The sequence below is a fragment of the Cytophagaceae bacterium genome, from assembly GCA_016722655.1.
Taxonomy (GTDB): Bacteria; Bacteroidota; Bacteroidia; order Cytophagales; family Spirosomataceae; genus Leadbetterella.
In genome coordinates this window covers 734,970-747,491 of the sequence record JADKIR010000004.1, presented here as the reverse complement: position 1 = coordinate 747,491, position 12,522 = coordinate 734,970, and the positions used below count along the sequence as shown (strand labels likewise).

Sequence of the window (12,522 nt, the reverse complement as noted above, 5' to 3'; positions counted from 1 at the left end):
TTTTTGAGCTGTAAAAATCGGTTTTTTTTTGAAGATTACAAAGAATGCTGTCGATATTTGTGCGAAAAATAACAATTCTAATCACTTTTTTATTTTATGAGCGAACAAATCATCTTTTCGATGGCCGGTGTAAGCAAAATTATTCCTCCCAGTCGTCAAGTTTTAAAAAATATTTATCTGTCATTTTTCTATGGAGCAAAAATAGGAGTATTGGGATTGAATGGCTCCGGTAAGTCCACATTATTAAGAGTTATTGCGGGTATTGACAAGAATATTCAGGGTGAAGTTGTATTTTCTCCGGGTTACTCAGTGGGTATGCTCGAGCAGGAACCTCAGCTTGATGGCTCCAAAACTGTAAAGGAAATAGTGGAGGAAGGTGTACAGGAAATAGTTAATCTTCTGAAAGAATTTGATGAAATAAACGAAGCCTTTGCTGATCCTGATGCCGATTTTGATAAGTTGATGGAACGCCAGGGTGAAGTACAGGAAAAGTTAGATGCCCATGATGCCTGGGAACTTGACAGTCGTCTGGAAAGAGCCATGGATGCACTTCGTTGCCCGCCATCTGAGGCTTTGGTAAGTACGCTTTCTGGTGGTGAAAAACGCCGGGTTGCCCTTTGCCGATTGCTTCTTCAGGAACCCGATGTATTATTATTAGATGAACCTACCAATCATTTGGATGCAGAGTCTGTTTTGTGGCTGGAGCAGCATCTCAATCAATACAAAGGCACTGTAATTGCCGTGACCCATGATCGTTATTTTCTTGATAATGTAGCAGGATGGATTCTGGAACTGGATAGGGGTGAGGGTATTCCATGGAAAGGAAATTATTCTTCATGGTTAGAACAAAAACAAAATCGCCTTGCCAAAGAAGAGAAAACGGAATCAAAACGTCAGAAAACTCTGCAGAGGGAGTTGGAATGGGTGCGTATGTCGCCCAAAGGCCGTACTGCAAAAGCGAAAGCTCGTTTGACAGCCTATGATAACCTACTCAATCAGGACACCAAAGAAAGAGAAGAAAAACTGGAGCTTTATATCCCACCGGGACCAAGGCTTGGAAATAAAGTAATAGAAGCCAAAAACATAAAAATGGGTTTTGGTGACAGACTGCTTTATGAAGATTTGAGCTTCAGCCTTCCACCAGCCGGTATTGTGGGAATAATCGGGCCAAATGGTGCAGGTAAAACCACGCTTTTCAAACTTATTACCGGTGCATTGAAACCTTTGAGTGGGGAATTTGAAGTCGGTGATACAGTTCAACTCTCTTATGTAGATCAGGAACATAGTAGCCTGGATGCCGGAAAGTCGGTGTATGAATTAATTTCCGGAGGCAATGAGTGGATACAGCTTGGAAATAAGCAAATGAACGCCCGGGCTTATGTGAGTAAGTTTAACTTTGCCGGCTCCGATCAGGAAAAGAAAATAGGAGTTCTTTCGGGCGGCGAGCGTAACCGCGTTCACCTGGCCATGATGCTCAAAGAAGGAGGAAACTTACTGTTGCTCGATGAGCCTACCAACGACCTGGACGTAAATACCTTGCGGGCACTGGAGGAAGGCCTTGAAAACTTTGCAGGTTGTGCAGTAGTGATTTCACACGACAGGTGGTTTTTGGACAGGGTTGCTACTCATATACTTGCCTTTGAGGGAGATTCCAATGTGGTGTGGTTTGAAGGGAACTTCTCAGAATATGAAGAAAACCACCGCAAAAGAATGGGCAATGACCTTACACCCAAAAGAATAAAATACAGAAAACTTCAATAACAAATTAAGCTATGCATCACTGTTGGTTTAACGGAAATATCACTGAAGCCTCGAAAACTCAAATAAACATCAATGACCTGGGCTTATTGCGGGGATATGGACTTTTTGACTATTTCAGAACTTACAACAAGCGGCCGTTTCAGTGGGACTGGTACTGGGAAAGATATGAGCGGTCGGCAAAATTACTGAAAATACAAAATCCTATTACCAAGCAGGAAGCTTATGAGGTGGTAACACAACTTATTGCTATGCATGGAAAAGGTGATTTGGCAATCAGATTTGTGCTTACAGGCGGATATTCTTATGACTCTGTAACGGCAGCAAAATCAAATCTTTTGATTATTTCCGAAGGTATCCACTTTGCAGCTCCTGACGATTATATCAATGGTATCAAAGTAATTAGTTATGAATTTGTAAGAGATTTGCCTGCTATAAAAAGTATTGATTACAAGCATTTTATGATATTGCAAGATGAATTTAAAGCTCAAAAAGCAGCAGATGTTTTGTATCATAAAAATGGAGAAATAAGCGAACTAAGCCGCAGCAATGTATTTCTGATCAACGGGAACAAGCTCATAACCCCTGACAAAAATATTCTGGAAGGCATCACCCGCAGAACAGTGCTGGAATTGGCTAAAAATGATTTTGAAATTGAGATCAGGCCGGTGGGATTTCAGGAAACGCTTGATGCCGAGGAAGTTTTCACTACCAGTACAACAAAAAGAGTTTTGCCTATTTCCCGAATAGATGACCATTTCATCGGCTCGGGAAAAATTGGCCCTAAAACACAGTCATTGCTTGATAAAATCAATAATATGGTGGAGAATTGGTAAAAGTAGATTTGAATTTATTTTTTGAGATCTCTATTTTTTTTAACCCTCTAATACTATTATTAGATACCTAAATTTTTATAAAGTATTTTAGTAAATACCAAATTTTAGATAAAGGGCATAATTTTTAAAATGAAATATTTTATAATACCACTGCTGTTAATCGTAAGAATATCCTTAGCACAGACACAATTAGCACCCGGATACATAATTTTTAAAAATCAAACTGATACAATTAAAGGAACGATTGAGAAAAAAAGATGGAGGATTAATCCAATGGAAGTTTCCTTTAATAGTTCAATTACAGTTGATAGGAAATATAAAATAAATGAGCTCTCAGGCTTTGGAATTACAGGTAAGTTGCATTATCGTGTTGAAAAAGTCGATTTAGATGAAACACCATACTCTCAAAACAGCATCAGAACCTTACCCAGGACTTTCATCAAAAAAGATACTACGCTGGCATTGAGGGTCTTAATTGGTGGAGAAAAAAGTTTATACTATTTGTCAGATAAAAAATTTAAAGATCATTTCTTTTATTCTGACTCAGGAATTACCCGTGAACTTATTAATATTCACCATTTAAAAGAAAAGCGGGAGCGATTATATGAAGTAAGTTTAAAACATTATCAAACTCAAATAGGGCAGCTATTTAAAAAATGCGACCAACAAATTGATTTTGAGCAAATAAAGTTTGAAAAAGAGTCTTTGGTTCAATCTTTTAAAGAACTAAATCAGTGTATAGGGGATATTCCTCAAAATTATTATTTAAAAAAAGACATAAAGGCCGGTTTCAAAATTGGACTTAATTTTGGTAGCACATTTGGTTCAGCAAAACTCATTTTAAATGACTTCAAAGAAAAGACCAGTTACCAAATGACTCAAATGCAATTTGCTTCAACATTTGGAATAAGTGGAATCATTATACCTGATAAAAGTAAAAATACCAGTGAAATTTTGGCTGAAATAAATACCAGCTTAAGTAAGTTTGAGCCAGTGGTAACTTCCAATATATTTAAATCTAAAGAAATTCAGTTTTCTGTATTTTATAGAAGAAAAACAAACGTTTATCTGGAGGTTTATCCTTTCTTTGGCATTGGTTCGGGTTACGTAATGGGTGATTTGGCTATGAGTACCATTTCAAAAACCACAAATTTTCAGACCCAATTTTATACTTTAATCAAAGTAATACCTGAATTTGGTTTTGGTAACAACAAATGGTCAATTGCCGGAAGAGCCAATATGACATCATTTAAAATAAGTGATTCAGGTGATCAAAATGAGTCCATTGCAATTTTGAAATATCCTGCTATTTATAGTCAAATTCTTTGTTCTGTTAAGTTTTAAGAAATACTCTATTAAACTTTGATATTTCAAAGTTTGATAATGATTGTATTCGTCTTATTATCAGCATATTCCTTGTCATTATCATCAACACCGCCACTGATATGCTCTTCCACAATTTCCAATTGACCCTCTTTAGAGATTTTGGCAGTAGCAATATAGTTTTCATAAAAAGGAGCATCGGCCCAGTCGTAAAAATATGCTACAGGATGACAGGCTGTGTTTTTACCCTTTTCGTTAATGGTTACCAGGATAACTTTGGCGTTGGAGTAGGGGCAGGCTTCGTAAGAATTGTAGCCAATCCCCCAGAATGTCAGGATTTTATCCGCCGAAACGGTGTCAGTTTTTACTCTAAAAACCCGGATGTCTTTAATCATTCCAATGTCGAGTTTCGAAATATAATTTTCGTAGCCACCTACTTTTTTAAGGGAGTCGATTTTACTGTAACTAAGATTTAATCCTGCAAACAGACTGGTGTCAGGTAGTTTTTCCGCAAGGAAATTCATTTCAGCTGGTGAAATGGATGAAAGACTAGAATCAGCAAAAATCTTCTCCAGACCAAGGCTGTCGATGCTCATTTCCTGTATTCCGGCGTATTGAATTTCTTTTTTATTGTCTTTTTGAGAACAAGCAAAAAGAGTAATGGTTGCAAAAATGAATAGGGTAATTCTCATGGGTTCAATTGGGTTTGGAGGCAAATATGGGGGAATTTATTCTAAAAACGCAAGCAGGTTTAGAAACATTTTTGATCTTAAAAATAAATCTTATGTAAGAACCTAAGCAATTATTTATTTGTATTTATAAATCTATTAAATCTTATCATTAATTTCACTCATTAAATTCTACAATCATGAAAAAGACCACATTTTTTGCTTTTTTATTTCTTTCATTTGCTTCACTAGCTCAAACCAAAATTTCTTCTATTGTAAAAGAAGTTACAATTTATAATTCCGGTGCTCAGGTAACCAGGGAAGTTACTGTCGATTTAAAAAAGGATGAAAATAATTTAGTTATTAAAGGTATTTCACCCGAAATTGATATTAATAGCATTAGAATAAAAACCTTTGACGAGAAAGCTTTAGTTACTGGATTTAATCATCAATCAAGTGTTTTTTCCGATGAAGAATCGAATGATAAGATAATTGAAATAGGTAAAAAGTCAGAAAATATCACTTTTCAAAAAAGAAAATTCGAAATTGAAAGGACTCTTTTAGAAAGGCAGGAAAAGTTATTGCTTGAAAATCAAAAGGTTGGGGGTGCTAGTGTAGGTATGAAGTCGGAAGATTTGATAAAAACATTTGATTACTTTGAGACTAAAATGAAGAAAATATTAAATCAACAATATCAGATAAAAACTTCAATTGACTCACTGGATAAAGTTATTAAAGAGTACAATAAGGAAATCAATGCGATTCAACAGGCTGGTGAAAATAAGTTTTCAGAAATAATTTTTACCATAAAAAGTGAAAATTTCCTTCCTAAAAGCAAAGTGATCATTTCATACTTTGTTAAGAATGCTGGCTGGCTGCCTAATTATGATTTTATTGCCACCGAACTAAATAAGCCGCTTAAAGTTGTCTATAAAAGTAAAATATATCAGTATTCAGGGGAAGACTGGAAAGATGTTAAATTGACACTAAGCAACAGCCTTCCACAGAAAAACTCAACAGCCCCCGAAATACTTCCATGGTATTGGGGTCAACCCAACGATTATTCTACCTACTTTGAAAATCTTGTAACAGTTGCAAAGGATGGAGAAGTTTGGGGGAAAGTAAAAGATAAAGAGGGGGTTGGAATTCCGGGTGTTACGATTTCATTGAAGGGGACATCTTTCGGCGTTGCTTCTGACCAAAGTGGTAATTATAGAATGGCTATTCCACCAGATAGAATTGGCAAGACCAACGAACTTATTTTTAGTTTTATTGGATTTATTTCTGAAAGTCGAATTGCCGGAAATAACCCTATTAATGTAATACTTAAAGAAGATTCTCAGCATTTAGATGAGGTAGTGGTTGTTGGTTATGCCCCTCAAAAAAGAAATAATGCAGTTGCAGCTGTCTCAGTATTTTCGGGGAAAGCTGCCGGAGTGTCAGTTAAGAGTGAGGAAATTACAACTCTAATTGAAGAAAAGGAGAAACCTATTTCTGTAGATTTTACTTTTCAGGAGAAAGTCACTTTGCTTTCTGACGGAAAAGATAAAACATTGGATATGAAAGAATTAAGTATTCCCGTAGATTATCAGTATGTGTCTGTTCCAAAAGTGGATGAAGCTGTTTTTTTGAAAGCCAATATTTTGGATTATGAAAAATTTAATTTCATAGAAGGTGAGGTAAATCTTTATTTTGAAGGCACTTTTGTTGGGAAAACTAAGCTACTCAACCAAAATTCCGATACATTGTCAATATCAATGGGTCGGGATCCATCTTTAAAAATCGAAAGAAAACATGTAAAAACTTTTTCCAAAAAACAAACATTTGGTTCTAACCGACAGGATGATTTTACATATGAAATCACCTTAAAAAATTCTAAAAATCAGGAAGTTAAAGTTTTGGTTATAGATCAGTTTCCGATTTCTGGAAATAAGGAAATAGATGTCTTCGCCAAAAAGTTATCGGAAGGAGGTTTCGATGAAAAAGATGGAAAAATTAAATTTGATTTAACATTGAAACCTCTTTCGGATAAGAAATTGACTTTCAGCTATTCTGTGAAATACCCCAAAGGTTATGTGATTAGGAATGAAGAATAAATAGGTATTTAAATTTATTCACATCTTTACCAAATATACTTAGTAAAAATTCATCTGAACTTGAAGTATTTTGATTTAGATTAAATTCTGTAAATCTCATAAATGAGGATGAATAAGCCTCAATTTGCCTAATTTTAATAAAAATACATTCCAATAATTGAGACTATTTAAGGGAATAAATTAAAATTTTGTTGAAAACAATATCCTTCTTTCAATCCTATTGCCAAATTTTTCACCCAAACACCACCAAATTTTCAATATTTTTGTAAAAAATTCTTTTCTTATGTCACCAAACCTCACTACCTGTCCCAACTGCGGTCATCAGTTTGATGCAGGAGAAGCCATGCAAAAGCATCTGGAAATTGAGCTCAAAAAAAACTTTGAAGCTCAGGAAAAAGCTAATGCCCTGAAATTGGAAGAGCTCAAAAAACAAATGGCGGAGGAAAAACGGATTTTTGAACAGGAAGAAAAGAAAAAAATGTGGGCAATAGCTCAATCTGAAGCCCAAAAACGTGCCGAATCCCAGAATGCAGCCCAACTACAAGCTCTTAAAGAAGATAACGAAGCTAAACAAAAACAAATTTTGTTGAGCCAGCAAAAAGAACTCGAACTTCTTAAGAAAGAACAAGAGCTTAAAAATCAGCAGGATATGTTGAAAATTCAGCTCGAAAAACAACTTATAGAACGATCCAAAGAAATAGAAGAAAACGCCAAAAAGAAGAAAGACGAGGAGTTTGAAATGGTGAAAAAAGAATATGAGAAAAAGCTCGAGACCCAGATGAACCTCGTCAATGAGATGAAACGCAAGGCCGAGCAAGGCTCTATGCAGTTGCAAGGTGAAGTGCAGGAGCTGGCTCTCGAAAGTATGCTCGCACAGGCTTTTCCTTATGATCTGATCGAAGAAATAAAAAAAGGGCAACGTGGTGCCGATGCCGTGCAGACAGTCATCAACGAGTTTGGGCAGATTTGTGGCAAAATCATTTTTGAAAGCAAGCGTACACAGGCTTTTGGAGGGGATTGGATTGAAAAACTAAAAACTGACCAACGTGAAACAGGTGCCGAAATTGCCGTTCTCGTAACTCAGGTTATGCCGAAAGACATGGACAAGTTTGGGGAGAAAGAAGGAGTATGGGTTTGTGGATTTCATGAAGTTAAAAGTCTGGTTTTTGTTTTAAGAGAAATATTGCTTCGGACCCAGATGGCCCGATCTGTCAACGATAACAAAGCCGACAAAATGAGTATTCTGTACAATTTTTTGACCAGCAATCAGTTTAGACAACAGATTGAAGCCATAGTGGAGGGATTCAGTAACCTAAAAGTGGAGTTGGACAAAGAAAAACGCTCAATGCAAAGAATATGGAAGGAGCGGGAGATACAGATCGAAAAAGTAATCACCAATACTATCGATATGTATGGTAGTATCAAAGGCATCGCCGGAAATGCTATCGCACCGATTCAATATCTTGAGTTGCCTGAAGGCGAAGAGTGAGTTTTTCATGTAAGTTTCGAAGGTTCTGAGATTCTCAATGCATTTTAGGCACGAATCTTGGTATATTGGTATTAACATCAGTGCGAAACTAAATGAAAAGACTAATTTTATTTTTCCTAATTGCATCGTATTCAGCATCTTATAGCCAAGGAGATTGCGATTGTAATAAAAACTACGAAGAGATTTCTCAGAAAATCAAAGACAATTATGCTGCTTATTCAATGAAAATTACACCGGCCACTAAGGTGAAATTTGACGAATTGAATAAAAAAATAAGTGCCAAAGTTAAAGGCGTAACTGACCCACGTACTTGTTATTATATTTTGAAAGAATGGACGGAGTTTTTCAAAGACGGCCATTTGTTTATTAATACTCAAACCTCGTTTACAGAAACTGAAACCAAGGAAGAGGTGGAAGCAAGAGCTGCGAAAGTGGGAGTTCAAAAATTTACTTCAGAACCCAAGTTTGAATCTTATCTAAAATCCAACCTTTCGGGCCTTTCGCCGGTAGAAGGAGTATGGGAAAGCGACGACAAGGCTTATCGAATAGGTGTAATCAAAATTGCTGATAAAAAATACACCGGATTTTTGCTAAATAAACGTGATAATCTCTGGGTAGCAGGTAAGGATAAGTTTTTGCTTGAAGAAGTGAGTGAAAATAGTTATAAAACAACTTATTATTATGCCGACTTTACCACTGAAGCCACTTTTACAAAACAAGTAAAAAATGTCCTGAAAATGGACAATATCTATAAATTTTACAAAATCAGCCCAATTCCTACAGAAACAGCTTCGCAGGATGACCTGATACATAAATTGCCGGATTACAGAATTGAAAAAATTGACGAAAACAACACTTTATTGGTGCTTCCGCCATTTACAATTCCCAATGCACCCACCTATGTGCGTGAATTGGTCAATCAAAACGCTGAATTAATACGCTCCAGTAAAAATCTTATTATTGATTTCAGAAACAATCCCGGTGGTGACGAAACCTGTTATGACGCCGTTTTTCCATTCATTGCCAATGGGCCGATTGTCAGAAAAGGCTCTACGGTGAGATCATCAGTGGAAAACCTCATTTTGCTCAATCATGAGTTGAAGGCCATCCAGGATTTTCCACAGTATGGCGAATACCTCGATCCCAAGCTACGCGATATGATCCGTAAAATGCAAAGGAATCCGGGTCAGTTGGTTCAGGTTTCTGACAAAAAGTTTGATTTCAAACCTAACCCCGGCAACCCGCAGAAAGTAGTCATTTTGATGAACAAAAACACTGCGAGTTCGTCAGAAAGCCTTATTCTGGAGTCAAAACAGAGCTCAAAAGTGATTACAATGGGTACCAACACCAAAGGATTGGCCGACTACACCGAAGTGCGTGACTGGGGACTACCTTGTTTTGGATGGAGACTCGCCCTGCCATTGGGTTACAGTCACCGGCTGCCAGCCAACCCTATCGAATTTGTGGGAATCAAACCCGATGTGGCTATTCCTGACGCTGAGGCCGACTGGGTGGCGTATGCCGTCAAATATTTAAATAGTACCAAATAGGATTCTGGTTATATGAAAAAGCTGGAAGGGCTATCCGAGAGGGTGGCCTTTTCAATTTTATAGCAATTGTATTTTAATATTATTGAGTAACAGTAAACACTTAATTGTGGCCTTATTCGTCAGCTGTTGCATCATATATTGCTACAAACTCTGTGGAAAATATCTTCGGGGTTATAATCATTTTTACAATGTTCAATCCCTATATAAATTTTTTTCTTTCAAAAAATGAAAAGCATCAAATCATAATAATTTGTTAAATCTGCGGTTTTTTACTGAAAAAAGTTTTATTTGGTAACAAATTTTGAAATCCTGATGAAAAACCTGCTTTATATATTTTTGTTTTTCTTTTCTGTAAATGTTTTCGCTCAAAACAGCTTGCCGCCATTAATGAAAAATTATTGGAAGAAAGTCGAAATTACTACCAAAGATGGCAGTAAAATTTATAACGAAGCTTTTCAAAACGCCTTATTTGATATAAAAATTATTAGCGAGGATTCCTTATGGCTATTTTCTGAAAATCGGGCAGTAAAATATGCTTATAAATACAAAGATAGTTTGTTGGTTTTCAAGCAAATGGTTTTAAAATTGAAGGCTCTTTCTGAAACCCAAATGATACTCGATCAAGCCAATGAAGACGATCCAATCAAAGCGATAAAACTAATATTTGAACCAAAAAACCTTCATGATCTCACTTATTCACCCGAATCATACATTGCTAATAAAGGCGAACAGGTCTATAAAGTAGTTTTTGGCAAATTGGAACCCCATTTCAATGATATAAACCGTACGCCCATGAATTTTATTTTCGAGAAATTTGGTTTTCCAGAATATAAAAAAGCGGGTTTTGTAGTGCGTTTTGTGATCACCAAAACCGGTGCTTTGAAAGGTATCAAAGTTTTGGCCAGTTCAAATGATCGTTATAATCAGAAACTTATTGACGCAGTTAAAAAAACCGAAGGGAAATGGATTCCAGGGGAGTTTAGGGGAGAAAAAGTTAATATTGAGGTAGAATACGATTTCAATTTGGGTTATACCGAGCAACCAGCCGATGCTGGAGTGGATTCTCTGGCATATTCAGTTACATATTATGATTATGGAAATGAGTTGTTTGAGCGTGGCTCTTACAGGCAAGCTGAAAGGTATTATCAAAAGGCCATTGATTATAACCCTTTGAATGTCAATGCTTATTACCAACATGCCGCAGCTAATATATTTCTCAGGAAAAAGGAAGAAGCCTGTAAAGACTATGAGCAATTGATTTTCCTGGAACAGAAAAAAGCCAAAACACTTTATGAAAAATATTGTAAATAATTGATGGTTTTAGGATTCAGTTAATTTGTTTGTGTCCGCCTTGTTTGTGTCTGCCCTTGTTTGTGTCCGCCCTTGTTTGTGTCCCCACAAACAAGATCTATTTATCCGCCCTTGTTTTGTGTCCACCCATGTTTGTGTCCACACAAACAAGAAAACCCATCATTTTGTCTGCGACGGTCTCACTTCTACTTTTGAAGGCAATGTTCTTGCCGGCATTTTGATCAGATCTACTACAATCTGGCCTATGTCTTCCGGCTGAATCTTCCAGTCGTCTTTTCCGGTGGGTTCATGACCGTTGAAAAAAGTTGCAACCGAACCCGGCATTATCGTACTCACTTTTATGCCCTTGTCTCTCAAGTCGAGCATAATAGCCTGTGAAAAGCCAACCAAACCAAATTTCGAGGCATTGTAAGCCGAGCCATTGGCAAAGAAATTAGTTCCAGCCAGGCTGGCAATGGTGATGACATATCCCTGACTTTTAATCAAAGCTTCTAATGTTGCCTTTACGCTATTGAAAACTCCGGTTAGATTAATATCAATAGTATCGTTCCATTGTTCTTCGGACAGGTCAATGATATTGGCAAAATGCCCAACACCGGCGTTGGCAATAAGGTAATCTACTCCTCCAAATTTCTCCAGAGTGGAGGCAACTACGTTTTTCATATCTGCCATATTTCTGACATCAGCTTCTAACACCAAAGTTTTTCCCTGACTAAGGGCATTAAGCTGGATTTCTGCCCTTCCCAATGCTTCTATATCTCGTCCCGTTATTACTACATTGATGCCCTCTTTTAGCATAGCTTCTGCTACGCCGAGACCAATTCCTTTCGATCCCCCGGTTATTATTGCTGTTTTACTCATTATTCACTTTTTTATTAAAACCAAATTTCAGATGAAATTGATTCAATTTTCTCATTTATTCTTTAAAACCATGATATTTGCAAAAAAAAACTCTGAAATGACGGTTTCGATAATAGTTGCGGTGGCAAAAAATAAAGCGATTGGAAAAGATAACAAATTACTTTGGCGACTTTCTGAAGACCTAAAGAACTTCAAAAGGATTACCTCAGGCCATGCCGTTATTATGGGCAGAAAAACTTTTGATTCTCTTGGAAAACCTCTTCCCAACCGCAGAAATGTCGTAATTACCAGACAAAAAGACTTAAAAATTGAAGTTGTAGAAATAGTAAATAGCCTGGAGTCAGCTTTAGAATTATTTGAAAAAACCGATGAAGAAATATTTATTTTGGGAGGAGCAGAAATATATCGTTTAGCCGGAAAATATGCCGACAAAATATATCTTACCATGGTTGAAGTTTCTCCTGATGCGGACGCATTTTTTGATTATGAACCATACCTTTCCTGGAATCTTATTTCCAAAACTACTTTTCTGAAAAATGAAAAGAATGAGTATGATTTTGAGGTAATGGAGTTTTCGAGAAAATAAAAAGCCCTCTGATTTCTCAGAAGGCTTTTATGGTTTTAATGCTT

At 36.6% G+C, this 12,522-nt stretch carries 10 protein-coding genes; 8 read left to right on the top strand and 2 right to left on the bottom strand.

The window, feature by feature from the left end; all coding sequences use genetic code 11:
* Window positions 1–96: 96 nt before the first annotated feature.
* The 3 genes from ettA to IPP61_03805 all read left to right on the top strand — a co-directional run bounded on the left by ettA (window position 97) and on the right by IPP61_03805 (window position 3,938).
* Window positions 97–1,761 (top strand): energy-dependent translational throttle protein EttA, encoded by a 1,665-nt coding sequence (gene ettA / locus IPP61_03815; protein ID MBL0324301.1) that lies wholly within the window; start codon window positions 97–99, stop codon window positions 1,759–1,761.
* 11 nt (window positions 1,762–1,772) lie between these two features.
* Window positions 1,773–2,594 carry an aminotransferase class IV family protein gene (locus tag IPP61_03810; GenBank protein MBL0324300.1) on the top strand — a complete coding sequence of 274 codons (822 nt, stop codon included), beginning with the start codon at window positions 1,773–1,775 and terminating at the stop codon, window positions 2,592–2,594.
* A gap of 129 nt (window positions 2,595–2,723) precedes the next feature.
* Window positions 2,724–3,938, top strand: coding sequence for a hypothetical protein (locus IPP61_03805; protein ID MBL0324299.1), 1,215 nt, complete (start codon window positions 2,724–2,726; stop codon window positions 3,936–3,938).
* 26 nt (window positions 3,939–3,964) lie between these two features.
* Here IPP61_03805 and IPP61_03800 read toward each other — a convergent pair whose 3' ends face one another.
* Window positions 3,965–4,609 (bottom strand): hypothetical protein, encoded by a 645-nt coding sequence (locus IPP61_03800; GenBank protein ID MBL0324298.1) that lies wholly within the window; start codon window positions 4,607–4,609, stop codon window positions 3,965–3,967.
* A gap of 176 nt (window positions 4,610–4,785) precedes the next feature.
* Between IPP61_03800 and IPP61_03795 the strand changes: the two genes are divergently transcribed.
* From IPP61_03795 to IPP61_03780, 4 genes are all read left to right on the top strand, one after another.
* Window positions 4,786–6,681, top strand: coding sequence for a mucoidy inhibitor MuiA family protein (locus IPP61_03795; GenBank protein ID MBL0324297.1), 1,896 nt, complete (start codon window positions 4,786–4,788; stop codon window positions 6,679–6,681).
* A 283-nt stretch (window positions 6,682–6,964) separates the two neighbouring features.
* A complete protein-coding gene (locus tag IPP61_03790; protein MBL0324296.1) occupies window positions 6,965–8,170 on the top strand; it encodes a DUF2130 domain-containing protein in 1,206 nt (401 codons plus the stop codon).
* Between the two features lie 92 nt (window positions 8,171–8,262).
* Window positions 8,263–9,720, top strand: a complete 1,458-nt coding sequence (locus tag IPP61_03785) for a hypothetical protein (GenBank protein ID MBL0324295.1) — start codon at window positions 8,263–8,265, stop codon at window positions 9,718–9,720.
* A 312-nt stretch (window positions 9,721–10,032) separates the two neighbouring features.
* On the top strand, window positions 10,033–11,031 hold the full coding sequence (locus IPP61_03780; GenBank protein MBL0324294.1) for a hypothetical protein: 999 nt from the start codon (window positions 10,033–10,035) through the stop codon (window positions 11,029–11,031).
* 159 nt (window positions 11,032–11,190) lie between these two features.
* Here the strand turns inward: IPP61_03780 and IPP61_03775 are convergent, their stop codons facing one another.
* Window positions 11,191–11,892 carry an SDR family oxidoreductase gene (locus IPP61_03775; GenBank protein MBL0324293.1) on the bottom strand — a complete coding sequence of 234 codons (702 nt, stop codon included), beginning with the start codon at window positions 11,890–11,892 and terminating at the stop codon, window positions 11,191–11,193.
* Between the two features lie 97 nt (window positions 11,893–11,989).
* Between IPP61_03775 and IPP61_03770 the strand changes: the two genes are divergently transcribed.
* Window positions 11,990–12,478 carry a dihydrofolate reductase gene (locus IPP61_03770; protein ID MBL0324292.1) on the top strand — a complete coding sequence of 163 codons (489 nt, stop codon included), beginning with the start codon at window positions 11,990–11,992 and terminating at the stop codon, window positions 12,476–12,478.
* The last annotated feature ends 44 nt before the right edge of the window (window positions 12,479–12,522 follow it).